Origin of the sequence: Micromonospora sp. NPDC049903 (genome assembly GCF_044460945.1) — a bacterium.
Lineage (GTDB): Bacteria > Actinomycetota > Actinomycetes > Mycobacteriales > Micromonosporaceae > Micromonospora.
Map to the genome: position 1 here is coordinate 37,868 of NZ_JBITKL010000031.1, position 23,310 is coordinate 61,177.

The 23,310-nt window shown below is 72.7% G+C and carries 24 protein-coding genes; 9 read left to right on the plus strand and 15 right to left on the minus strand.

The window, feature by feature from the left end:
- Positions 1-21 precede the first annotated feature (21 nt).
- Complete coding sequence (locus tag ACIBO1_RS28870) at positions 22-303, minus strand: phosphoribosyl-ATP diphosphatase (protein WP_396699188.1); 282 nt, start codon at positions 301-303, stop codon at positions 22-24.
- 120 nt (positions 304-423) lie between these two features.
- Between ACIBO1_RS28870 and ACIBO1_RS28875 the strand changes: the two genes are divergently transcribed.
- The 5 genes from ACIBO1_RS28875 to ACIBO1_RS28895 all read left to right on the plus strand — a co-directional run bounded on the left by ACIBO1_RS28875 (position 424) and on the right by ACIBO1_RS28895 (position 5,694).
- Positions 424-1,284 carry an ABC transporter substrate-binding protein gene (locus ACIBO1_RS28875; protein WP_396751895.1) on the plus strand — a complete coding sequence of 287 codons (861 nt, stop codon included), beginning with the start codon at positions 424-426 and terminating at the stop codon, positions 1,282-1,284.
- A complete protein-coding gene (locus tag ACIBO1_RS28880; RefSeq protein WP_396751898.1) occupies positions 1,281-2,129 on the plus strand; it encodes an amino acid ABC transporter permease in 849 nt (282 codons plus the stop codon). The genes ACIBO1_RS28875 and ACIBO1_RS28880 overlap by 4 nt, the downstream gene beginning before the upstream one ends.
- 2 nt (positions 2,130-2,131) lie before the next feature.
- Positions 2,132-2,881 carry an amino acid ABC transporter ATP-binding protein gene (locus ACIBO1_RS28885; RefSeq protein ID WP_396751901.1) on the plus strand — a complete coding sequence of 250 codons (750 nt, stop codon included), beginning with the start codon at positions 2,132-2,134 and terminating at the stop codon, positions 2,879-2,881.
- An 82-nt stretch (positions 2,882-2,963) separates the two neighbouring features.
- Positions 2,964-4,967, plus strand: coding sequence for an acyl-CoA dehydrogenase (locus tag ACIBO1_RS28890; protein WP_396751903.1), 2,004 nt, complete (start codon positions 2,964-2,966; stop codon positions 4,965-4,967).
- Positions 4,968-5,040: 73 nt separating this feature from the next.
- Positions 5,041-5,694 (plus strand): hypothetical protein, encoded by a 654-nt coding sequence (locus ACIBO1_RS28895; RefSeq protein WP_396751906.1) that lies wholly within the window; start codon positions 5,041-5,043, stop codon positions 5,692-5,694.
- Positions 5,695-5,798: 104 nt separating this feature from the next.
- Here ACIBO1_RS28895 and ACIBO1_RS28900 read toward each other — a convergent pair whose 3' ends face one another.
- Positions 5,799-6,218: a hypothetical protein gene (locus tag ACIBO1_RS28900; RefSeq protein ID WP_396751908.1), complete on the minus strand. Its 420-nt coding sequence runs from the start codon at positions 6,216-6,218 to the stop codon at positions 5,799-5,801.
- Positions 6,215-6,466: a hypothetical protein gene (locus ACIBO1_RS28905; RefSeq protein WP_396751910.1), complete on the minus strand. Its 252-nt coding sequence runs from the start codon at positions 6,464-6,466 to the stop codon at positions 6,215-6,217. The genes ACIBO1_RS28900 and ACIBO1_RS28905 overlap by 4 nt, the downstream gene beginning before the upstream one ends.
- A gap of 258 nt (positions 6,467-6,724) precedes the next feature.
- On the opposite strand from ACIBO1_RS28905, the gene ACIBO1_RS28910 reads away from it, so the two are divergent.
- Together ACIBO1_RS28910 and ACIBO1_RS28915 are read left to right on the plus strand one after the other, a co-directional pair.
- A complete protein-coding gene (locus ACIBO1_RS28910; protein ID WP_396751912.1) occupies positions 6,725-7,375 on the plus strand; it encodes a hypothetical protein in 651 nt (216 codons plus the stop codon).
- Between the two features lie 253 nt (positions 7,376-7,628).
- Positions 7,629-7,820: a hypothetical protein gene (locus ACIBO1_RS28915; protein ID WP_396751915.1), complete on the plus strand. Its 192-nt coding sequence runs from the start codon at positions 7,629-7,631 to the stop codon at positions 7,818-7,820.
- A gap of 274 nt (positions 7,821-8,094) precedes the next feature.
- Here the strand turns inward: ACIBO1_RS28915 and ribH are convergent, their stop codons facing one another.
- The 6 genes from ribH to rpe all read right to left on the minus strand — a co-directional run bounded on the left by ribH (position 8,095) and on the right by rpe (position 13,563).
- Positions 8,095-8,595, minus strand: coding sequence for a 6,7-dimethyl-8-ribityllumazine synthase (gene ribH, locus ACIBO1_RS28920; protein ID WP_176093313.1), 501 nt, complete (start codon positions 8,593-8,595; stop codon positions 8,095-8,097).
- A 5-nt stretch (positions 8,596-8,600) separates the two neighbouring features.
- Positions 8,601-9,860 (minus strand): bifunctional 3,4-dihydroxy-2-butanone-4-phosphate synthase/GTP cyclohydrolase II, encoded by a 1,260-nt coding sequence (locus ACIBO1_RS28925; RefSeq protein WP_396751918.1) that lies wholly within the window; start codon positions 9,858-9,860, stop codon positions 8,601-8,603.
- Complete coding sequence (locus ACIBO1_RS28930) at positions 9,857-10,462, minus strand: riboflavin synthase (protein ID WP_396751920.1); 606 nt, start codon at positions 10,460-10,462, stop codon at positions 9,857-9,859. Before ACIBO1_RS28930 ends, ACIBO1_RS28925 begins: the two co-directional genes overlap by 4 nt.
- Before the next feature lie 2 nt (positions 10,463-10,464).
- A complete protein-coding gene (gene ribD, locus ACIBO1_RS28935; RefSeq protein WP_396751922.1) occupies positions 10,465-11,526 on the minus strand; it encodes a bifunctional diaminohydroxyphosphoribosylaminopyrimidine deaminase/5-amino-6-(5-phosphoribosylamino)uracil reductase RibD in 1,062 nt (353 codons plus the stop codon).
- 374 nt (positions 11,527-11,900) lie between these two features.
- On the minus strand, positions 11,901-12,881 hold the full coding sequence (locus ACIBO1_RS28940) for a response regulator (protein ID WP_396751924.1): 981 nt from the start codon (positions 12,879-12,881) through the stop codon (positions 11,901-11,903).
- 1 nt (position 12,882) lies between these two features.
- On the minus strand, positions 12,883-13,563 hold the full coding sequence (gene rpe / locus ACIBO1_RS28945; protein ID WP_350700120.1) for a ribulose-phosphate 3-epimerase: 681 nt from the start codon (positions 13,561-13,563) through the stop codon (positions 12,883-12,885).
- Between the two features lie 246 nt (positions 13,564-13,809).
- Here rpe and ACIBO1_RS28950 point away from each other — a divergent pair, with 246 nt between their 5' ends.
- Both ACIBO1_RS28950 and ACIBO1_RS28955 read left to right on the plus strand, forming a co-directional pair.
- Positions 13,810-14,697 carry a septum formation family protein gene (locus ACIBO1_RS28950; RefSeq protein ID WP_396751926.1) on the plus strand — a complete coding sequence of 296 codons (888 nt, stop codon included), beginning with the start codon at positions 13,810-13,812 and terminating at the stop codon, positions 14,695-14,697.
- 72 nt (positions 14,698-14,769) lie between these two features.
- Complete coding sequence (locus tag ACIBO1_RS28955) at positions 14,770-15,654, plus strand: septum formation family protein (protein ID WP_396751928.1); 885 nt, start codon at positions 14,770-14,772, stop codon at positions 15,652-15,654.
- A gap of 49 nt (positions 15,655-15,703) precedes the next feature.
- On the opposite strand, the gene ACIBO1_RS28960 is transcribed toward ACIBO1_RS28955, so the two are convergent.
- The 6 genes from ACIBO1_RS28960 to ACIBO1_RS28985 all read right to left on the minus strand — a co-directional run bounded on the left by ACIBO1_RS28960 (position 15,704) and on the right by ACIBO1_RS28985 (position 23,151).
- Complete coding sequence (locus ACIBO1_RS28960; RefSeq protein ID WP_396751945.1) at positions 15,704-17,164, minus strand: RsmB/NOP family class I SAM-dependent RNA methyltransferase; 1,461 nt, start codon at positions 17,162-17,164, stop codon at positions 15,704-15,706.
- Positions 17,119-18,045 carry a methionyl-tRNA formyltransferase gene (gene fmt, locus ACIBO1_RS28965; protein ID WP_396751930.1) on the minus strand — a complete coding sequence of 309 codons (927 nt, stop codon included), beginning with the start codon at positions 18,043-18,045 and terminating at the stop codon, positions 17,119-17,121. Before fmt ends, ACIBO1_RS28960 begins: the two co-directional genes overlap by 46 nt.
- Before the next feature lie 4 nt (positions 18,046-18,049).
- Positions 18,050-18,610 (minus strand): peptide deformylase, encoded by a 561-nt coding sequence (gene def, locus ACIBO1_RS28970; RefSeq protein ID WP_396751933.1) that lies wholly within the window; start codon positions 18,608-18,610, stop codon positions 18,050-18,052.
- Between the two features lie 43 nt (positions 18,611-18,653).
- A complete protein-coding gene (locus tag ACIBO1_RS28975; RefSeq protein ID WP_396751946.1) occupies positions 18,654-19,922 on the minus strand; it encodes a cytochrome P450 in 1,269 nt (422 codons plus the stop codon).
- 58 nt (positions 19,923-19,980) lie between these two features.
- Complete coding sequence (locus tag ACIBO1_RS28980; protein ID WP_396751935.1) at positions 19,981-20,964, minus strand: AAA family ATPase; 984 nt, start codon at positions 20,962-20,964, stop codon at positions 19,981-19,983.
- A gap of 282 nt (positions 20,965-21,246) precedes the next feature.
- The gene (locus ACIBO1_RS28985; protein ID WP_396751937.1) at positions 21,247-23,151 is read right to left on the minus strand and encodes a primosomal protein N'; all 1,905 of its coding nucleotides are present in this window, start codon (positions 23,149-23,151) and stop codon (positions 21,247-21,249) included.
- Positions 23,152-23,310: the final 159 nt, after the last annotated feature.

Below are 23,310 nucleotides of genomic sequence, written 5' to 3' on the forward strand. Positions count from 1 at the left end.
TTGAGGTCGACGGCGGGGCACTCACAGATGTCGGTAGACGTCCTTCAGGTCGAGACCGCTGGCCAGCATCAGCACCTGGACCTGGTAGAGCAGCTGGGAGATCTCCTCGGCGGTGCGCTCGGGCCCCTCGTGCTCGGCGGCCATCCACGACTCGGCCGCCTCCTCGACGACCTTCTTGCCGATGAAGTGCACGCCCTTCTCCAGCGCGGCGACCGTGCCGGAGCCCGGGGTGCCGGCGGCGGCCTTGGCCTGCAGCTCGGCGAACAACTCCTCGAACGTCTTCACGGAATCGGATTCTTTCAGTCGCCCTCGGTCGCCGTGAGCACGGGGCCGGTGCCGACCGCTGGGCGGGACCGGAATTCCCTACCGACATGGTGGGACACCCCTTCGACGTCCGCCGATGCAGGTCGTACGCTGACCGCCATGGTCAGCACTCCTCGCATCCTCGCGCTCGCGGCCGCCGGCTCGGTCCTGCTCGCGGTCAGCGCCTGCGCGCCCGAATCCGCACCCGCCCCCCAGCCCACCGCGTCCGCCGCGTGCGACAAGGAGAGCCTGGTCACCCGTACGCCGGGCAAGCTCACCATCGCCACCGACGAGCCCGCGTACCAGCCGTGGTTCGTCGACGACAAGCCGGACAACGGGGAGGGCTTCGAGTCCGCCGTGGCGTACGCGGTCGCCGAGAAGCTCGGGTACGCCCGCGCGGACGTGGTCTGGACCCGGGTCAAGTTCGACACCGCCGTCGCCCCCGGGCCGAAGGAGTTCGACTTCGACATCAACCAGTTCTCCATCACCGACGAGCGCAAGCGGGCGGTGGACTTCTCCGCGCCGTACTACCTGGTGCGGCAGTCGGTCATCACGCTGAAGTCCTCCAAGATCGCGGGTAGCAGGGCGCTGGCAGACCTGCGCGACGCCAAACTCGGCGCCCAGGTCGGCACGACCAGCTACCAGGCGATCACCGACCTGGTGAAGCCGACGGTCGAGCCGCAGGTCTACAACAGCAACGACGACGCCAAGAAGGCGCTGCAGAACGGGCAGATCGACGGGCTGGTGGTGGACCTGCCCACCGCGTTCTACATCACCTCGGCCGAGATCGACGACGCGGTGATCGTCGGGCAGTTCCCGCAGGTGGGTTCGCCGGAGGCGTTCGGGCTGCTGCTGGACAAGGACTCCCCGCTGACCGGCTGTGTCAGCGGCGCGGTCGGTCAGCTCGCCGGTGACGGTGTGCTGAAGCAGTTGGAGCAGCAGTGGCTCGCCCAGGTGGCGGGTGCACCCGAACTCACGTGAGCACCCTCACCCACCACGATCCGTCGCCCGCGCAGCGGGCCCGGGACGCGTACCGCCGTCGGCAGACCGTGCTGAGCGTGCTGGTCGCCGCCGCCTCCACGGCGGTGATCGGCACGCTGCTCGCGGTCGCGGTGACCGGGGCGCCGGGCTGGGACCGGGTACGCGAATCGTTCCTCGACCCGGAGATCGCCCGGGACGCGCTGCCCCGGGTGCTCGCCGGGCTCTGGCTCAACGTCCGGTTGCTGGTCTGCTGCGCGATCGGCGCGCTGCTGCTCGGGCTGCTGATCGCCGTCCTGCGGACGCTGCGCGGCCCGGTGTTCTTCCCGATCCGGGCGCTCGCGGCCGGCTACACGTACACGTTCCGCGGCCTGCCGTTGATCATCGTGCTGTACGTGCTGACCCTCGGCGTGCCGGGGCTGCGGTTGCAGGGCATGCCGCCGGTGCTGGTGCTGGGCGGGTTGGCGCTGGTGCTCACCTACGGCGGATACCTGGCCGAGGTGTTCCGCGCCGGCATCGAGTCGGTGCATCCCAGCCAGCTCGCGGCGGCCCGCTCGCTGGGGCTGACCTATCGGCAGACGATGCGGCACGTGGTGCTGCCGCAGGCGGTCCGGCGGGTGGCACCGCCGCTGCTCAACGACGTGGTGGCGTTGCAGAAGGACGTCGGGCTGGTCTCCCTGGCCGGGCCGATCGACGCGGTACGGGCGGCACAGATCGCCACCGCCCAGACGTTCAACTACACGCCGTACATCGTGGCCGGGGTGCTCTTCGTCCTGCTCGCCATCCCGCTGATCGCGGTCACCGACCAGGTGACGTTGCGGGCGGCCCGACGCCAGTCCGGAGGCTGACCGTGGACGTGTTGCGGTGTCGGGGGCTGCGCAAGGAGTTCGGTGGCCGGGTGGTGCTGGACTCGCTCGACCTGACCGTGGCCGAGCACCGGGTGGTGGCGTTGATCGGGGCCTCCGGCTCCGGCAAGTCGACGCTGCTGCGCTGCGTCAACCTGCTGGAGGAGCTGCACGACGGGACGATCGAGCTGGACGGCGAGGAGATCACCGCCCCGGGCGTGGACCCGGACCGGGTACGCCGCCGCATCGGCATGGTCTTCCAGGCGTACAACCTCTTCCCGCATCTGAGCGTGCTGGACAACGTGACCCTGGCTCCGCGTCGGGTGCACGGGCGGTCCCGGGCCGACGCCGAGGCGCACGCCCGGGAGCTGCTGGACCGGGTGGGGCTCGCGGACCGGGCCGACGCGTACCCGGATCGGCTCTCCGGCGGCCAGCAACAGCGCGTGGCGATCGTGCGCGCGCTGGCCAACTCGCCCCGGCTGCTGCTGCTCGACGAGGTCACCTCGGCGCTCGACCCGGAGCTGGTCGGCGAGGTGCTGACGATGATCCGCGACCTCAAGGCCGACGGCATGACCATGGTGCTGGCCACGCACGAGATGAGCTTCGCCCGGGACGTGGCCGACCAGGTCTGCTTCCTCGACGGCGGCCGGGTGGTCGAGTCGGGCCCGCCGGCCCAGGTGCTCGGCGCGCCCACGCAGCCGCGTACCCGGCAGTTCCTGGCCCGGATCATCGAGGCCGGTCGCCTGCCGGGCTGAACGGCGTCCGCTCCGGGCATCGTGACGACGGTCACCTGCACTGACCGGCAGGTTTGTACCCTTGATTGGGTACAAACCGACCATGACGACGTCAGTTGAGGTAGCCGTGCCCCGTTCCGTGTCCGACCCCGTCGACGTCGCCCACCTGCGGAAGGTCCTTGACGGGCCGTGGGCCGAGGTCCGCGACGTACACCGGGACAAACTCGACGAACGTTTCCTCCCCGTGTACGGGGAGAGCGGCGACCAGGCCCGGGAGCGGATCAGTCGACTGCTCACCGAGCTGCCCGTCGAGTTGGGCATGGCGGCGTCCTTCCCCACCGAGTACGGCGGCCACGCCGACGTCGGCGCCTCGGTCGTGGCCAGTGAGATGCTGGCGCAGGTCGACCTCTCGCTGATGGTCAAGGCGGGCGTGCAGTGGGGTCTGTTCGGCGGGGCGGTGCTGGCGCTCGGCACCCGTCGACACCACGACGCCCACCTGCGGGACATCGTCGCCGGTGATCTGCTCGGCTGCTTCGCGATGACCGAGACCGGTCACGGCTCGGACGTCCAGCAACTGCGCACCACCTGCACGTACGACCCGGAGACGCAGACCTTCGAGCTGCACACCCCGCACCAGGCCGCCCGTAAGGACTACATCGGCAACGCCGCCCGGGACGGTCGGATGGCGGTGGTCTTCGCACAGCTCGTGACCGGCGGGCAGCGGCACGGCGTACACGCCTGGTTGGTGCCGATCCGCGACGCGGACGGCAACCCGATGCCCGGTGTGACGATCGGCGACGCCGGGCCCAAGGCCGGGCTGCTCGGCGTGGACAACGGGCGACTCAGCTTCGACCACGTCCGCGTGCCGCGCGACATGCTGCTGGACCGCTACGGCCAGGTCGCTGCGGACGGCACCTACGCCAGCCCGATCGCCGACGACTCCCGGCGCTTCTTCACCATGCTCGGCACCCTGGTCCGGGGCCGGGTGAGCGTGGGCGGCGCGGCAGCGGCGGCGACCAAGTCGGCGCTGACCATCGCGGTCCGCTACGGCGACGTGCGTCGCCAGTTCGGCACCCCCGACGCCGACCGTGAGGTGCTGCTCAACGACTACCTGGCCCACCAGCGCAAGCTGCTGCCCGCCCTGGCGACCACGTTCGCGCTGCACTTCGCCCAGGCCGAGCTGGTGGCCGCCGTCCACGAGGTGCAGGGCAGCGACGAGCCGGTCGACGAGCACCGGCAGCGGGAGTTGGAGTCGCGGGCCGCCGGCCTCAAGGCCGCGCAGACCTGGCACGCCACCCGGACCATCCAGATGTGCCGCGAGGCGTGCGGCGGCGCCGGTTACCTGGCCGAGAACCGGCTGCCCAGCCTCAAGGCCGACACCGACGTGTTCACCACGTTCGAGGGCGACAACACGGTCCTGCTGCAACTGGTGGCCAAGGGACTGCTCACCGGCTACAAGGACGAGTTCGGCTCGCTGGACGGCTGGGGGCGGGCGTCCTTCGTCGCCGAGCAGGTCCGCGAGATGGTGCTGGAGCGGACCGCCGCGCGGGCGCTCATCGAGCGGCTCGTCAGCGCCGTTCCCGGTCGGGGCGAGGAGGTCGCCGTCACCGACCGGGGGTGGCAGCTCAGCGTCTTCGAGGACCGCGAGAAGCACCTGCTCGACGGCGCCGTCCGGCGGCTGCGCAACGGCGCGAGCACCAAGCGGGACCGGCCCTTCGACATCTTCAACGACGTGCAGGACCACGTCCTCACCGTCGCTTCCGCGCACATCGACCGGGTCACGCTGGAGGCGTTCGTCGCCGGCATCGAAGCCACCAGCGACCCGGCCGTCGCGGCCCTGCTCTCCCGGGTCTGCGACCTGTACGCCCTCAGCGTCATCGAGGCCCACAAGGGATGGTTCCTGGAGCACGGCCGACTCACCCCGGCCCGCGCCAAGGCGATCACCGCCGTGGTGAACAGCCTGCTCAAGGAGCTGCGCCCGCAGATGCGCACGCTTGTGGACGGTTTCGCTATCCCCGAGGCGTGGCTGCACTGCGCCATCCTGCGGGAGGAGAGCGACCGGCAGGAGGCGATGGCCGCTCACGACCAGTTCCCGACTGATCGGTAACGGATCGCGGACAGGGTGATCACCAGCGGTACCCCATCCTGGGGCGACACCCCTCGTCGACGGGAGCCCCCTGGTGATCTGGATCATCGAGAGCAAGAGCAAGCTGAGTCGCGTGTTCGCGGCCGACCTCAAGCGCCTCCGGGCCAACGAGGCGGTCGCGGCGCACGCCGCCCGGTCCGTGCTGAACAGCAAGATCGCCGAGATGCAGACCCCGCTCGCACCCCCGCTCGACCCCGGCGAGCCGGTGCTCGTCCTCGCCCACTCCGGTTACGCGTTCGACGACCGGCACAACGAGGACCGGCCCTGGGTCGGCGGGCGCTGGCTGGACGAGTTCGTGCAGGACGTCACGGCGAAGTTCACCCCGGCCGGCATCAGCGGCCGTACGCTCTGGTTCCTCGTCTGCCACACCGGGCACGACGTCACCACGCTGGGCACGCTGCTGGCCGCCGCCGGGGTCAACGACGTGACGATCTATATGCCGACGGACTTCATGTACATCAGCAAGAACGGCATCCCGCACGTCCTCAAGAGCGAGGCCGACCTCGAATCCGTCAACAAGGACGTCGCGAAGTGGGACGGCGACTACCTGAGCATCTCGGGCTCACAGCCCACCGGCGGTTACTGGGCCGGCTGCACCGTCCGGCACCAGGTGGTCACCGCGCTGGGCGCGCGGACGGTCGAGCAGGCCGTCCGGGAGCAGTTCGACCCGGACGAGGACGAGGCCTGAGCCGCCGTCGCCGGGGACCCGGACGCGGTCCCCGGCGACCAGCGAACATGCGGTACGTCAGCGGGCGTCCACGCTGACCGGCCCGTCCCAGAACTCGTACCGGCCTACGCCTTGCCGAGGTCGAGGATGCTCCATCCGGTGGGCAGGACGGTGGCGGCCGGCTCGGGGGCGGTGGTGGCCAGGTGTGCCTGGTGAGCGAGGGCGGTCCGGGCGGCGTGGCCGAGGGCGATGTCGCCGCCTGCGGCGCGGGCCAGGACGCCGACCTGGCGGACGTCGTCGATTCCGGGCTCAGCCCCGAGGGGTAGCACGGTGACGGTCGGCGTGGTGGTCAGGAGGGTGAGCAGTGCCGCGCTGACCTCGCTGCTGGTGGCGGCGTACGCGGCGGCGAGGCAGGCCGCCGGCACGCCGACCGTGCGGCCTTCGTCGGCAACCTCAGCGATCAGCTCGCCGACGGCCACCTGCCCGTCGACGTACGCGGCGAGCGCGCTGGCGTCCAGGACGACAGCGACCTGGTCGCCGCTCACGCGGCCTCGTCGAGCAGGCGCCGCCCCTCGGCCAGTGCCTCGTCGGGGATCGGGGTGGCGAGGCGGTCACGCCAGCGGGCCTTGCCGGCTTCGGTGACCTCGATGCCCGCCCTGCCCAGCACCTCGTCCAGCTGGGCGCCGGCCATCTGCGCGCGGACGGCCGCGGTGATGGCGGCACTGGCGTTGGGCTGACCGTCGAGCCACTGCGCGACGTCGTCAGGAACGCTGATGGAACGCTTCGCGGTCATGTCCCGAGCCTAGCACCGCTGGTAGCACCGCCGGTGCCACCAGCGGGACCCACTAACCGGGAACACGGTGCTACTGTCTCGTTCTCGTCGGTGACCTTGGTATGCGGGGGAGGCATCAGGTGACGGGTGGCAACTGCGCGGCTGCGGATCTTCGCCGCCTGGCCCGAGGGGACTGACATGCCTCCCGGACCGGCATCACCGGACTCTGCCGAGCACCCGATACGGACCCGACTCGGTCTCATCGCCGCAGCCGCCCTCGTGGCGCTCATCATTCTGGCCGGGCTGGCGATCGCCGTCCTCGACGCGGGTGACGATGATCCTGGCTCTGTCGGCGGCGCACCGCCAGCAGCCGCCCCGAGCACACCCGATCAGGCGCTACCCACCGCCATCCCCACGACCGCGCCCGACGGCGTCCGATGGGAACTGGTCGGCCCACTCGCGGTGCCGGTCAGCGCCGCCGGCCCGATGCAGTTGACCCGTACGACAGCCTCTGACTTCACACACACCCCGGAAGGCGCACTGATCGCCGCCGCGCAGATTGGCTTGCGATCCAGCTACTCGCTCGGTGAGGAGCACTGGAGGCCGACCATCGAGCAGCAGTTCCTGCCCAGCGCTGACCGGGACAGGTTGCTCGCTGCACTGGAGGCCGAAGACAGCGCCCCGGCCGATCCAGGTACACAGAGCCAGATCGCTGGCTTCATCTACCAGTCATACACACCGGACACCGCCGTGATCGGACTTGTGCTCCGCGCACCGTCGGCCGGCACCCCGCGGTACCACGTTCTGTCGCTGACGCTGCTCTGGCGAGACGGCGACTGGCGAATGCAGGCGCCACCCGGCGGCGCGTGGCTATCCGTCAACCGGGCGACAGACGACCTCACCGGCGTCGTCGAATGGGGAGCCCGATAGTCGGGCCCGTGCCCGCCGATCGACCTCACCTGCCATCCGCGCCGGTGGGGAGCTTCTAACGTCCCGGTCATCGGCCCCACCCGCTCCAGGTCACCGGCCCGCAGCGTGCTCACTTCAACCACCCGAGGAACCTCCGGTGCAGCAACCCGGCCGGAGCCCACCCCATGGAAGGCGTTGACTCTGGGCAACCCCTAAGGGGTTGGCTGACCGACCACTTCCTTGTGCAACTCTTCCGGGTCATTGCGTCAGGGGCGTGGAGCTGCTTGGGTTGGATGAGATCCGCGATCTCCTCGGCGGGATCAGCAAGCAACGCGCCACGATCATCGTCGGCCGCAAGGGATTCCCTGATCCGCTGGTCACGTTGAAGATGGGCCGCGTCTGGGATGGCAAGGCCGTTTGGGCATGGATCGCCGAGAACCGCCCCGGCCCAGCAGACGAGGAGTGACCGGACGCTCTGCCGATCTGCCCGGCTCTCCCAAGGTTCAGGAACCCAAGAATCTCGACATGCGTTGCCCCGCTGTCGGATCAACTCAAGATCTTGGACAGTTTGCGTTACGTGCTAACGGAAACTGTCCAACATTCACATCCGCGCCGGTGGTGATGGCCACAAGGGCGAGACCGCCCAGTCGCTGGCCGGAGCCGTAGCGTCGCCGGACACGCCCTGCTTCAAGCGGTCAGCCAGCGCGTACCCCTCCGGTGCCGGAGGGGTGACGGGCGGGTCAGGCGCCGAAGCCGACGCGTTGGTTGCCGGCGGTGGCGACCTGCCGGACGGCCAGCGCCGCGTCGAGCGCGGCGACGGTGGCCGCCCAGCCCTTGTCCTCGGCGGAGCCGGGCAGCCCGGCCCGGTCGCGGGCCTGCTCGATGGTGTCGACGGTGAGCACGCCGTGTGCCACCGGCTTGCCCTCGTCCAGCGCGATGCGGGTCAGCCCGTCGGTGACCGAGCGGCAGACGTAGTCGAAGTGCGCGGTCGCGCCACGGATCACCACGCCGAGCGCCACCACTACGTCGCAGCGGCGGGCCAACGCCTGCGCCACCACCGGCAGCTCCACCGAACCGGCCACCCGGGCCGTCACGGCCCGCGCGCCGCACGCCTGCGCGGCGGCGACCGCCCGCTCCAGCATGTGGTCGGTCAGCTCACCGTGCCACCGAGCGGCGACCACTCCCACGGTCATCCCGGACGCGTCGACCGGGGTCGTCCCCGGCTCGCCGAAACCCGCCATCTCCCCTACGCTCCGATCTCTTTGCCGGCGACCGGGCGGCCCATCGGGGCCTCCGACACCTCGTCCAGGTCCAGCAGGTGCCCCATCCGGTCCCGCTTGGTGCGCAGGTAGCGCACGTTCTCCGGGTGCGGGCGCACCGGCAGGCCCTCGCGGCCGGTCACGGTGAGCCCGTAGCCCTCCAGCCCGGCGCGCTTGGCCGGGTTGTTGGTCAGCAGCCGCATCGTGCGGACCCCGAGGTCGTAGAGGATCTGCGCGCCGGTGCCGTAGTCCCGGGCGTCGGCCGGCAGGCCCAGGTCCAGGTTCGCGTCGACGGTGTCCCGGCCCTGGTCCTGCAACTGGTACGCCTGGAGCTTGTGCAACAGGCCGATGCCGCGCCCCTCGTGACCACGCACGTAGAGGACCACGCCCCGGCCCTCCCGGGCCACCCGCTCCAGCGCGGCGTTGAGCTGCGGCCCGCAGTCGCAGCGCACCGAGGCGAAGACGTCGCCGGTCAGGCACTCGGAGTGCACCCGCACCAGCACGTCGTGCCCGTCCCCGATGTCGCCGATCACCAGTGCCACGTGCTCGGCCGTGTCGTACTCGCTGCGGTAGCCCAAGGCCCGGAACACCCCGTGTTCGGTGGGCATCCGCGCGTCCGCGACCAGCTCCACCTGCTTCTCGGTACGCCGCCGGTAGGCGATCAGGTCGGCGATGGTGATCAGGGTCAGCGAGTGTTCGGCGCGGAACTTCTCCAGGTCCGGCAGCCGCATCATGGTGCCGTCGTCGTTGACCAGCTCGCAGAGCACACCGGCCGGACGCAGCCCGGCCAGCCGGGTCAGGTCCACCGCCGCCTCGGTGTGCCCCGGCCGACGCAGCACCCCGCCGGTGCGGGCGCGCAGCGGCACCACGTGCCCGGGTCGGGCCAGGTCGGTCGGGCCGGTGGCCGGGTCGGCGAGCAGCCGGATGGTGTGCGCCCGGTCGGCCGCGGAGATGCCGGTGCTCACGCCCTCCCGGGCGTCCACCGTCACCGTGTACGCGGTCTGCCGCCGGTCCTGGTTCGTGTGGTGCATGGGCGGCAGGTCGAGCCGGTCGCACTCGTCCTCGGTGAGCGGTACGCAGATGAAGCCGGAGGTGTGCCGCACGGTGAACGCGAGCAGCTCCGGGGTGGCCAGCTCGGCGGCGAAGATCAGGTCGCCCTCGTTCTCCCGGTCGGCGTCGTCGGTCACGATGACCGGTCGGCCGGCGGCGATCTCGGCCAGCGCGTCTTCCACACTGTCGAAGGTCATGCCGTCACCTCCTTGGCGGTGAGCAGGCGCTCGACGTACTTGGCCAGGACGTCGGTCTCCAGGTTGACCGGGTCGCCGACGGTCCGACCGCCAAGCGTGGTCAGCGACAGCGTGGTGGGGATCAGGCCGACGGAGAACCAGTCGGCACCGACCTCGGCCACGGTCAGCGACACCCCGTCCACGGTGATCGACCCCTTCTCCACCACGTACCTGGAGAGCGTGGCGGGCAGCCGGAACCGGACCGTCTCCCAGCGCGGCGCCGGTTCCCGGGAGAGCACCTCGCCCACCCCGTCGACATGCCCCTGCACCAGGTGGCCGCCGAGGCGGCTGTTGAGTGCGGCGGCGCGTTCCAGGTTGACCGGGTCGCCGGCCCGCAGCGCGCCCAACGCCGTACGCCGCAGCGTCTCGCCCATCACGTCGGCGGTGAACACCCCGCCGTCGACCTCCACCACGGTCAGGCAGACGCCGTTGACCGCGATCGAGTCGCCGTGTCGGGCGTCGGAGGTGACCAGTGGGCCGCGTACGGCGACCGTGGCCGAGTCCTGTGCCGTCGGGGTTATCCCGACGACCTCGCCCAGTTCCTCGACGATGCCGGTGAACATGCCTAGCCCTCCCTCTTTCGGGGCAGCGCGGTGATCCGCAGGTCGGGACCGATCTGCGTAACGTCGGTGAGTTCCAGGTCGATGGCCTCGGCGATGGTGCTCACGCCGGCGTCGACCAATGCGGCGGGTCCGGCGCCGAGCAGCCGGGGCGCGAGGTAGCCGACGACCCGGTCGACCAGGCCGGCGGCGAGGAACGCCCCGGCCAGTCGCGGGCCGCCCTCCAGCAGCACGGCGCGTACCCCGCGCCCGTGCAGCGCGGCCATCAGCGCGAACAGGTCCACCCCGCCGTCCGGGCCGGTGCCCACCTCGGCGGCGGTGGCGATCCAGGTCCGGGCCGCGCCGTCGCGGACCGTGGCGTCGGCCGGGGTACGCCCCGCCGAGTCCACCACCACCCGCAGCGGCTGCCGGATGGCGAGACTGCCGTCGCGCAGGTTGCGGACGGTGAGCCGGGGATCGTCGGCGAGCACGGTGCCGACACCGACGACCACCGCGTCGACGGTGGCGCGCAGCGCGTGCACGTCCATCCGGGCCGCCTCGGAGGTGATCCACATGCTGGTGCCGTCGGCCGCCGCCGAGCGGCCGTCGAGCGTCGCGGCGTACTTCCAGATGACGAAGGGCAGGCCCCGGCGCATGGCGGTCAGCCAGGCGATGTTGCCGTTCTCCGCCTCGGTGCCGCGTACCCCCAGGTCGACCCGGACCCCGGCGGCCCGCAAGGTGGCCGCGCCGCCGGTGGCGACCGGGTTGGGGTCCGGCACCGCGATCACCACCCGGGCGACCCCGGCCTGGACCAGGGCGGAGCTACAGGGGCCGGTGCGGCCGGTGTGGTCACAGGGTTCCAGGGTGACGACCGCGGTGCCGCCCTTGGCCCGCCGTCCGGCCTGCGCCAACGCGACGATCTCGGCGTGCGGACCGCCCGCGTACGCGTGGAAGCCCTCGCCGACCACCTCGCCGTCGGCGTCGAGCAGGACACAGCCGACGACCGGGTTCGGACTGGTCGTGCCGAGCCCGCGCGCCGCGAGCTCGATCGCGCGACGCATCGCCTCGTCGACGGAGACGCTCGCCATCACCTGGCCCTGCCCTCTCGCTCTGCTCGCGCGGGCAGGAAGATCGACTCGCGAGCAGGCGGCGCAGGTCCGGGTACGGCACAGCCGCCCCGGCAGACGGTGGAGACGCCGAGAACCCGGCGAACCACACGCCCGTGCCGTCCCGCGCGCTGTCTCCCATCCGGACTGTCTGGGTGCGGACCTGCCGCCCCCAACCGTCGGCCCCGGATTCTCACCAGGTCCACCGGGCGGACGAACCGCTCCCGGGTCGCGGGCTTACCACGGTCGGACCGTGGATCACCGCCGGTTCGGAATTACACCGAGTCCCGCCAGCGCGTGGTGGGTACTGAGGGAAGTCTTACACGCTTGGCAGGGTTCTGCGCCACCCCGGCGAGCTACTTCACATGTCGGTGACCGGGGTCGGCGACGCCCCGACGGCGGTCCACCGCCACGTACGAGCCGGGTTGGCTCTTGGCCACGGTCTTCATCTCCGAGGCGATGGTCATCGCCTCCAGGGGGTCGGTGAGGCGTTTGTCCTGATCCGAGACGGAGACCCCGATGGAGAGCGTGACCAGGGCGGCCCGGCGGATGTTGCCCCGCCGGTCCTTCAGCTCGACGTAGCCGCGTTCCCGGTCGGTCGGGTCGTAGAGCGCGTCGGCGGCCGTCTCGAAGTCCGCCGAGACCCGCGAGGTGAGCGGCAGGACCTGTTCCGGGGTGCAGACGAAGACGAAGTCGTCGCCGCCGACGTGACCGAGGAAGGCCGGGGGCAACGCGACCGACACCACCGCCCGGTGCAGGCTGCGGGCCAGCGCGGAGATGAAGCCGTCGCCCCGGGAGAAGCCGTACCGGTCGTTGACGCTCTTGAACCGGTCGACGTCGATGTACCCGACGGCGTAGTCCGAGCCGACCCGGATCCGGTCGGCGATCTCCCGTCGGATACGGCTGTTGCCGGGCAGCCCGGTCAGCGGGGAGACCTCGCGGAACTCCTTGTTGCGCCGCAGCGTGGAGCTGACCCGGGCGACCAACTCGGCGGTGTCGAACGGCTTGACCAGGTAGTCGTCGGCACCGGCACTGAGCCCGTGGACCTTGTCCACGGTCATCCCCTTGGCGGTCAGCATGATCACCGGCAGGGCGGCGGTCATCGGGTCGGCGCGCAACCGGCGGGTCAGCTCCAGCCCGTCCACCCGGGGCATCATCAGGTCCACCACGGCCAGGTCGGGCCGCTGCCGCTCGATCACTTCGAGCGCCTCCTGACCGTCACCGGCGAGCACCACCTCGAAGCCGTGCAGGCGCAGGTTCACCTCGACGAATCGGGCGATGTCCCGGTCGTCGTCGACGACCAGGATCACGTCCTTGTGTTCCCCGGTCGGCTCCACCTCAGGCTCCGGGCGCCGCGCGCTCCGCGAGGGCGCGCAGTCGGCGTACCGCCTCGGCCGGGTCGTCGGCGCCGTAGACCGCGGTGCCCGCGACGAAGGCGTCGGCACCGGCGGCGGCGGCCTGCTCGATGGTGTCGGCGGCGATCCCCCCGTCCACCTCGATCCGCAGTTCCAGATGACCGGCGTCCACGTGCCGCCGCGCGAGCCGGACCTTGTCCAGCAACTGCGGCACGAACCGCTGCCCGCCGAAGCCGGCCTTGATGGTCATCACCAGCAGCGTGTCGAAGCTCGGCAGCAGGTCGAGGTACGGCTCGATCGGGGTGTCCCGGTCGATCGCCAGCCCGGCCTTGGCACCGGCGGCGCGCAGGTCCTTGGCCAGGGCCGCCGGGTCGTCACACGCCTCGGCGTGGAAGGTCACGTTGTACGCACCGGCGTCGGCGTAGCCGGGCGCCCACCGCTGCGGGTCCTCGATCATCAGGTGCACGTCGAAGGGCAGCCGGGTGGCGGCCCGCAGGCTCTGCACCACGGGCAGCCCGATGGTCAGGTTCGGCACGAAGTGGTTGTCCATCACGTCGACGTGCAACCAGTCCGCGGCGTCCTCGACGGCACGGACCTCTTCGGCGAGACGGGCGAAATCGGCGGCGAGAATACTGGGCGCGACGATCGGCGGCGGTACGGTCACTGGGCCAGTGTACGAACGCCTCCGGCGGTCGCGGCAGCACGCCACCAACGGGGACACCCGGTGACTCGGGCGTGACCATTGGTGCAGAATGACCCCCTTCGGACCAGTCGATCCGGACGAAGCGTGAACTCGACTGGCCATAAGTCCGAATCGCGGCAACACTCCATCGGGGACGGTGACGGTAACGTGCAGGCCGGTGGGCACGGGATCCGACAGCCGGGCGACGGTTCCCGGAAAGGGCGGACGATGCGACGGTGGCTCGCGGCGCTGGCGCTGGCCGGCGCGGCTGCGATGGTGCTCAGTGGCTGTGTGCGGCCGGGCGGCACGGACGGCGACATCACCAACGGCTGGCCCGCCCTGCGGGCGCCGACGATGTTCGTCCCGGCCACCGACGCCTGTCTGCCCCGGATCACCGCGATCGTGCAGGCGAGCACGTACGAGACGGTGGACTGCGCCCGCAACCACCTCGCCGAGGCGGTCCACGTGGGCACGTTCACCGGGTCGGCGGCGCAGGGACGGCGGCCGGAACCCGGCTCGGCGGCGCTGCGGACCGCACGCGCCGAGTGCGACCAGCGCGCCCGCCTGGTGCTCGGCGGCGACTGGCACACCGCACGGCTGACGATGAACATCGCGCTGCCCTCGGTCTCCGCCTGGAACGGCGGCGCCCGGTGGTTCCGCTGCGACCTGAGCGAGACCGACAGCATCGACAACACCCGCGCGGTCAACCGCACGGGCAGTCTGCGCGGCGCCCTGATCGGCGATTCGCCGCTGGTGCACCGTTGCTTCGACCCGAAGCTGATCGGCGACAACCTCAACTACATGGCGCCGGTGCTCTGCACCGAACCGCACCGCGCCGAGTTCGTCGGTGTCTACGTCGAGCAGGACATGAGCTGGGAGAAGTTCGTCGCCTCCTCCGCCCAGGCGCACCAGCGGTGCATGGAGCTGATCGCCTCCTTCGCCGACGTGCCGAACAACGCCGACCTGCCGTACCGGGCCGGCTCGATCTTCTATCCGCCGTCGCAGCGCGAGTGGGAGGAGGGCGACCGGGGAGTGCGGTGTTTCCTGTGGAGCGACGACCGCAAGCTGACCGGCTCGATGCGCGGTGTCGGCCCGCAGGGACTACCCGTCACCTGACCCCGGTGCCGTATGCTGCCGCACCGTGGCGTGCCGTGTCCACGGTCACGCCCGGCAGGAGGTCGACGGGGGATGCGACGGTGGTGGATCGGGGTCGCGCTGGGCGCGGTGACGCTGGCGTTGACCGCGTGCAGCACCAGACCGGCCGGCATCGACGGTGACCTGGTCGACGACTGGCCGGTGATGGCCGCGCCGGAGGTGTTCACCCCGGCGGCGCAGACCTGCCACACCCAGCCGCAGGACGTCGGATACCTCAGCGGGTACGCGCCGGTGGACTGCGCACAGCCGCACCGGTCCGAGACACTGCACGTGGGCCGGCTGACCGAGGCGGCCGGGACGACCCCGCCCGAGGCGGGCAGCCGGGCGATGCGCACCGCGTACCGCGAGTGCGACCGGGCCGTACGCGGCGTGCTGGGTGGCGACTGGCGGACCGCCCGGATCGGATGGACCGTCGTCTTCCCGTCGCCCCGGGCCTGGACCGGTGGGGCCCGCTGGTTCCGCTGCGACGCCCACGAGACAGATGCCCTGGACACCCCCACCCCGGTCCGCCGCACCGCCAGCCTGGCCGGCGCGTTGGACGGGTCGTCGCCGCTGCGGCACCGCTGCTTCGAGGCCAGGACCAAGGGTGACGAGGTCACCGAGATGGTGGCCGTGAAGTGCAGCACCCGGCACCGCGCCGAGTTCGTCGGGGTGTGGAAGTCCCCGGCCACCAGCTACGCCGCGTTCGAGAAGGACACCGCGCGGGCGCACCGCGGCTGCCTCAGCCTGATCGCGAAGTTCGCCAAGGTGCCCGACGACGGCAACATGAAGTACCGCGCCGGCACGGTCTATTACCACCCCTCCGAGCCGGACTGGCGCAACGGCGAGCGTGGGGTGCAGTGCTTCCTGTGGCTCAACGACCGCACCCTGACCACGTCGCTCAAGGGCGGCGGCACCCGAGCCCTGCCGATCGGCTGACCGGCGGGGCACCACCGCCCCCGGGGCGGCCGGGGGCGGTGCGGACGGTTCAGGCGGTGCGACGCAGCAGGGCCAGGAACATCGCGTCGGTGCCGTGCCGGTGCGGCCACAGTTGCACGGTCGGTCCGTCGCCGAGCCCGGGCATGCCGGCCGGCAGCAACGGCCGGGCGTCCACGAAGTCCACCGGCGCACCGCAGCGGCGGGCCGCCTCGGTGACCGTCACGTGCGTCTCCACCACGTGCGGCGAGCAGGTCACGTACGCCACCACCCCGCCGGGCCGGACCGCCCGGAGCCCGGCGGTGAGCAGCTCGCGCTGCAACCGTGTCAGGGCCGGCAGGTCGGAGGGCTGACGACGCCACCGCGACTCCGGACGGCGACGCAACGAGCCCAGTCCGGTGCACGGCGCGTCCACCAGCACCCGGTCGAAGTGCTCCTCCGGCAGCTTCGGCTCGCTGCCCACCAACCGGCCGTCGGTGTTCAGCACGGTCACCGGCAGCCCCCGGGTCGCGTTCTCGACCAGCCGGGCCCGGTGCTCGGCCACCTCCACCGCCGTCACCCGCGCGTCCCGCTGCGCGGCGATCGCGCCGAGCAGCCCCGACTTGCCGCCGGGACCGGCGCACAGGTCGAGCCAGCGGCCGTCCGGCCCGTCCAGCGGCGCGGCGGCGAGGGCGTCGGCCACCAACTGCGACCCCTCGTCCTGGACGTGCGCCCGGCCGTCGGCCACCGCCGCCAGGTCGCCGGGGGCACCGCCGCCGAGATAGACCGCGTACGGCGAGAAGGCGCCCGGCGCGCCACCGACCTCGTCGGCGAGGTCGACCGGGTCGGCCCGGCCCGGCCGCGCGCACAGGTGCACCGGTGGACGCTCGTTGTCCTCGATCAGCAGCCGGGTGGTCTCGCCGAGGTCGCCGCCGAGCGCCTCGGAGAACGCCCGGACGATCCACTGTGGATGGCTGTAGGCGAGCGCGAGGTGACCGATCGGGTCGGTCTCCAGCGGCGGCGCCAGCCGGGCCACCCAGGCGTCGCTGTCGCGCTCGGCGACCTCGCGCAGCACCGCGTTGGCGAAGCCGGTGGCCCCCGGGCCGACCACCCGGACCAGGTCGACGGTGGACGACACCGCCGCGTGCGCGGGCACCCGGGTGTGCAGGAGTTGGTAGGCGCCGATCCGCAACGCGTCCCGGACCGGTGGATCGATCCGCTGCACGTCCCGGCCGGCGGCGGCGGTGAGGATCGCGTCGAGCGTGCCGACGTGCCGCAGCGTGCCGTAGGTCAGCTCGGTGGCGAAGGCGGCGTCCCGGCCGATCAGTCCCTCGTCGCGCAGGATCGCCGGCAGCACCAGATTGGCGTACGCGTCGTCGCGGTGCACCGCCGCGACCGCCTCGTACGCGGCGTGGCGGGGCCGGTCCGCGGCGTTGCGCCCGCTGCGGGGACCACGGCGCTCGGGCCCCCGACGGGCGGTGGTCTCCCTCACGCGAACTCCTCCCCGGTGGCGACCCGGACACCCCGTGCCCAGTCGGTCGCCGGCATGGCCCGCTTGCCGGCCGCCCGCACCTCGCCCAGACGGACCGGGACGGTGGCCGTGCCGGCCAGCACCCGCGCCTTCTCCACCAGCAGCTCACCGGGCTTGAGGTCGGGCCCGTCGGGTGCCGGGGTGACCGGGCCTAGCTTCACCCGCTCGTCCCGGAAGGTCGTCCACGGGCCGGGTGCCGGGGTGCAGGCGCGGATCCGGCGGTCCACCGCGAAGGCCGGGTCGGCCCAGCGCACCCGGGCGTCCTCGACGGTCAGCTTCGGTGCCAGCGAGACACCGTCGGCCGGCTGCGGCTCGGCCCGGGCGGTGCCGTCCTCCAGCGCGTCCAGCACCGCCACCAACAGCCCGGAGCCGCTGTCGGCCAGCCGCGCCAGCAGGTCGCCGGAGGTGTCGGCGGGTCGGATCTCGTCGGTCAGGGTGCCGTACACCGGACCGGTGTCCAGCCCCTCCTCCAACTGGAAGACGCTGGCCCCGGTCAACTCGTCGCCGTGCAGCACGGCGTGCTGCACCGGTGCGGCACCCCGCCAGGCCGGCAGCAGCGAGAAGTGCAGGTTCACCCAGCCGTGCCGGGGGATCTCCAGCGCCACCGGGGGCACCAGCGCGCCGTAGGCGACCACCGGCACGCAGTCCGGTGCCAGCTCGCGCAGCCGCTCCAGGAACTCCGGCTCCCGGGGACGGGCCGGGGTCAGCACCTCGACGCCGTGCTCGTCGGCCCAGGCGCCGACCGGTGAGCGTTGCAGGCCACGACCGCGTCCGGCCGGAGCGTCCGGGCGGGTGACCACGGCCACCAGCTCGTGCCGCGAGGCGGCCACGGCGGCCAGGGCGGGGACGGCGACGGCCGGCGTACCGGCGAAGATCACGCGCACCGGCTCACCGCCCCAGACCGAAGGGACTGCCGCTGCCGTGCGGGCTCAGCTTCACCGTGGGCGGGGCGGCGGCGTCGTACCACTCGGCCTGCCGGATCGCCTTCATCGCCTCCTTGCGGCCGGTCTGGTCCAGCCGGTCGATGAAGAGCACCCCGTCCAGGTGGTCGGTCTCGTGCTGAACGCAGCGCGACATCAGGCCGGTGCCGACGATCTGCATCGGGTCGCCGTGGCCGTTGAAGCCCTTGGCGATCACGTTCTGCCGCCGCTTGGTGTCGAAGTACAGCCCGGGGATGGACAGGCAGCCCTCCGGGCCGTCCTGCTCCTCCTCGTCGGGGAACTCCAGCACCGGGTTGACCAGGTGGCCGAGCACGTCGTCGACGTCGAAGGTGAACACCCGTAGGCCCACCCCGAGCTGCGGCGCGGCCAGGCCGGCGCCGTTCTGCTCACGCATGGTGTCGGTCAGGTCGGCGATGAGCGTACGCAGCTCGACGTCGAAGTCGACCACCGGATCGGCCGGCGTGCGCAGCACCGGGTCCCCGAACAGACGGATGGGCTGAACGGTCACGCGGGTCGGCTCCTTAACGGTGGGACGGGAGTGCCGTACCAGTCTACGGAGTACCCGCAGAGGTACCGGTCGGCGCACCACGATCGGCGTGCGCCGCCAGCTCGCCGACGGTGACCGGCAGGGTGTCGTACCCGCGCAGGGTCAACCGGGTGCGGTGCCGGGGCGTACCGGCGGGGGCCAGCTCGGGCAGCCGCCGCAGCACGGCGGGGAAGGCCACCTGCGCCTCCAGCCGGGCCAGTCCGGCGCCGAGGCAGTAGTGCGGACCGGCCCCGAAGGAGAGCGGACCGAGCTGGGCCCGCCACGGGTCGAACCGCGCCGGCTCCGGATACCGCCGGGGATCGCGGTTGGCCGCGCCGAGCAGCACCAGCGTCCAGCTTCCGGCGGGCACCTCGACGCCGCCGAGGCGTACGGACGCGGTGCTGGTGCGGGTGGTCAACTGCACCGGCGAGTCGTAGCGGAGCAGCTCGTCGACGTACGCCGGGGCGTGCTCCGGGTGGCGGCGCAGCACGTCGGCCTCCCGCGCGTGCGCCAGCAGCACCGCCAGGCCGTTGCCGAGCAGGTTGGTGGTGGTCTCGAAGCCCGCCACGAGCAGCACCACCAGGTTGGCCAGCAGCTCCTCGCCGGAGAGCCGGTCACCGGCGTCGTGCGCCTGCACCAGCGCGGTGGTCAGGTCGTCGGCCGGCGCTCGGCGGCGGGCCTCCACCAGCTCGGTGAAGTAGTCGCGCAGCTCGGTGGCGCCCGCGTCGGCCACGGCCAGTTCGGCCGGGGTGATCTCGGGTTCCAGGACCCCGGTCAGGTCGGCCGCCCAGCGCCGGAACAGCGGACGGTCGGCGGCCGGTACGCCGAGCAGCTCGCAGATCACCGCGACCGGGAGCGGGTAGGCGAACTCGGCCATGAAGTCGACGGGTGCGCCGTCCCGGCCGGCCGCCGCCATCGCCGTGACCAGCTCGTCGGCCTGGGCGGCCACCACGTCCCGCATACCCGCGATCCGGCGCGGGGTGAACGCGCCCGCCGCCAGCCGCCGCATCCGGCTGTGGTCCGGCGGGTTGGTCCGCAGCATCGACCGGGCGATCGACGACAGCGCCGGGCTCTCCCGCCACTGCGGCAGGACCTGGTCCCGCAGGTCGCCGTCGAGCACCTGGAAACGCGAGTCCCGGAGCAGCTCGTCGGCCTCGGCGTACCCGGTCACCACGAACAGCCCCGGACCGGCCGGGACGACGTGCCCGAAGGCGCGCATCCGCTCGTACGCCGGATAGGGATCGACCCGCCCGGTGGGCGACATGAGTAGCGCGAGCGTGCCGGCGGCGTCCATGGCGGCCTCCTCGGGGTCGGGAGGCTCCATCATGCCCGCGCGCCGCCGCGGCGGCGGTTCACACCGCGGTGCCGGACTCCCCCGCCAGCACCGCGTCCCCGCCGAGCAGCGCGTGCTCCGGCAGCGGCAGGTGGATGTCGTGGGCGGCCGCCCAGTCGTGGATCAGGCTGGGCCGGGCCTGCGCGGCGAAGTAGTCGACCGCGCTCATCCCACCGACCACGGGCTCGTCGACCTCGGCGACCAGCCGGCCGGGCACCAGCCGGAACCCGCCACGCAACGCGGCGCTGAGGCGACGGTGCCCGTTCACCACGAAGAAGTACTCGCCGGTGTAGCCGATCTCCAGCGGCTCCAGGGCGGTCTCACCGGCGGCCACGACCTCGTCGACGACCGTGGAGTCCCAGAGCCCGCGCAGCTCCGTGACGTCCTCGGTCGGATAGACCCGGGCCGGGTCGAGCAGCAGCAGCGGCGGCGCGGCGCGCAGCACCGTCGGCGCGAGTCGACCCTCGTACGCGTCGACGATCCGCTCGATCACCTCGTCGGCGGAGGCCCGGGTGGTGTCGCAGACCAGGTCGTAGTTGCGCAGCCGGGCCTTGTCCACGCCGTAGCGGACCACGAACCGGTTGCGCTCGCTCTCGCTGCGTTCCCGCAGCTTGACCTTTGCCTCCTCCATGGAGGTGTAGCTCTCCGCCGGGCCGGAGGGCCGCAGCAGCACCCGGCGGGCCGCCTCACCCGGCTCGGTGATCATGTGCACCTTGAGCGCGTCGGTGAAGAAGTGCCAGGCCAGCCGGGAGTCCATCACCAGACTCTCGCCGGAGGCGGCGATGTCGCGCTGGAGCTGGTCGACGTAGCCGTCGACCGCCTGGTCGAGTTCGGCGTGCAGGTTGAGCTGGAGCGCGGTCATCTGGCGCTCCTGGGCCATCTGCCGGTACAGGTCACCGACGCTGACCCGGCGCAGGCCGAGCCGCTCGGCGATCACCACCGACACGGTGCTCTTGCCGCTGCCGAGGTCACCGTTGAAGACGATCGACTGACGAACGGTCACGACTGGTCCACCCCTGATCACCGGCTGTAATGGATCGTCATCGATATCGCGCCGGACCGACCCGGTCCCGCCGCCACCACGCCCACCCGCGAGAACTCCAGCTCGACGTGCCTGACGCCGCGTCACGACCTGGACTCGTCGTGCGCCCCGGCATGACGGGCGATGCTACCACCTTGACCACGGGACTCCCGAGCGCGCAACTCGGGACGGGCGCGTCGGCACCCAATGCGAGGATCACGTCACGTGTCGCGACCGACGGTCACCCAGTGTGACCGTGTGGCGTCAGAACAGTGCGAGCGGGTCGACCTGGAGGCGTACCGGCTCGGCGGCCTTGCGCGCGGTCCGCGACCCCGCCGCCGCGTGCAACGCCTCGGCCATGGCCGCCGCCCGCGCCCGGGGCACCCGGACCAGCATCCGTTCCCGATCGCCGTCGGCCGGCACCGGGCCGAGCAGTTCCGCCCCGTCCGGCAGCCGCGCCTGGGCCAACAGGTCGGCCACCGCCACCGGCAGCCCGGTCACGCTGGCCATCCGCACCGCGGGCGGGAACCCCAGCTCCCGCCGCTCGGCCAACTCCCGGGCGGCGAACCAGCCCGGGTCCCACCGCAGCAACGCCTGCACCGGCGCCAGCGCGCCGTCGGCGACCACCACCACCCGGCCGCCCGCCGCCGCCGGCCGGGCCAGCGCGGCCGCCGCCGCCCAGCGCCGCAGCGCCTCCTCCCCCGCCCGCAGGTCGGCCCGGGTGAGCATGGCCCAGGTGTCCAGCAGCAGCACCGCGCCGTAGCCGCCCTCGGCGACCGGCTCGGCGCCCGGCGTGGCGATCACCAACCCGGCGCCACCGGGCACGTCGGCCAGCACCTCCTCGCGCCCGGAGGTGCGCACCGGCACTCCCGGGAAGGCCCGACCCAACTCCTCGGCGGTCCGCCGGGCACCGGTCACCGAGGCGCGCAGCCGCCGCCCCCCGCAGTGCGGGCAGGCGTACGCGGCGGCGACCCGGCCGCACCAGCGGCAGGCCGGCGGCCGACCGGCGGAGGACAACGCCAGCGGCCCGGCGCAGTGTGGGCAGCGGGCCGGGGTCCGGCAGTCCTGACAGGCCACCGAGGGCATGTAGCCCCGTCGGGGCACCTGCACCAGCACCGGCAGATCCGCCCGCAACGCCTCCCGGGCGGCCGTCCAGGCCAGGCTGGGCAGCCGCGCGGTCGCGGCACCCGGATCGCGGGCCAACTGCGGGTCGTCGCCGGTCGGTGCCACCGCCGGGGTACGCGCCCGCAGCACCGCCCGGTCCGCGACCACCTCCCGGGCCCAGCCGGTCTCCACCAGCAGTTGCGCCTCGGCGGTACGCGCGAAGCCGCCCACCAGCGCCGCCGCGTCGTCGAGCTGGGCCCGGGTGAGCAGCACCTCACGGGCGTGCGGGTACGGCGCCCGGGGCTCGGCGTGCAGGTCGTCACCGTCGTCCCAGATGGCCACCAGGCCCAGCCGGGCCATCGGGGCGAACATGGCCGCCCGGGTGCCGATCACCACCGGGGCGTCGGACCGGCGGGCGGCCAGGAAGGCCCGGTAGCGACGGGCCGGACCCAACGCGGCGGAGAGGCACACGTGCCGCCCGGCACCCAGCGTGGCGGTGAGCGCGGCGTCGAGCCGGTCCAGGTCCCGGCCGTCGGCGACCACCACGAGCGCGCCCCGGCCGGAGGCCACGGTGGCGGCGACGGCGGTGGCGTAGCGGGCCGCCCAGTCCTCACCCGGCAACGCCGACCACACGGCCCGGGGGGACCGCCCCTCGGCCAGGGCGTACAGCAGCGCAGGCCCGGCCGGATAGTCCCGCCACCCGCCCGGATCGGGCGCTTCGGCGGGCGGAGACGGCTCGGCGGGCGGGGCGAGGGTCTCCTTCTCCACGCGGGCGTGGCGGGGTGGCACGGCGAGGCGCAGCACGTCGGCGAGGCTGCCGGCGTACCGGTCGGCGACGGCCCGGGCCAGCCGCGCCACCTCGGGGGCCAGCACCGGCACCGGCGAGACCACCTTGGTCAGGTACAGCGGTTTCGGGTGGTCGGAGCGGTCGACCCGCTCCAGCACCCAGCCGTCGACGAGTTGACCGGCGAAGCGGACCTTCACCCGGGCGCCGGGGACCGCGTCGTCGGCGAGGTCCGACGGCACCAGGTAGTCGAAGAGGCGGTCCAGGTGCGGCAGCGGCACGTCGACGCAGACGCGAGCGACCGGCGACCCGTCAGCGGGCCGCCGGTCGTCACTCCTCGCGCCGGTCAGGCTCCTGCGGCCGACTTGAGGTCGGCGGCCCGGTCCGTGTTCTCCCACGTCAGGTCCGGCAACTCCCGACCGAAATGCCCATACGCCGCC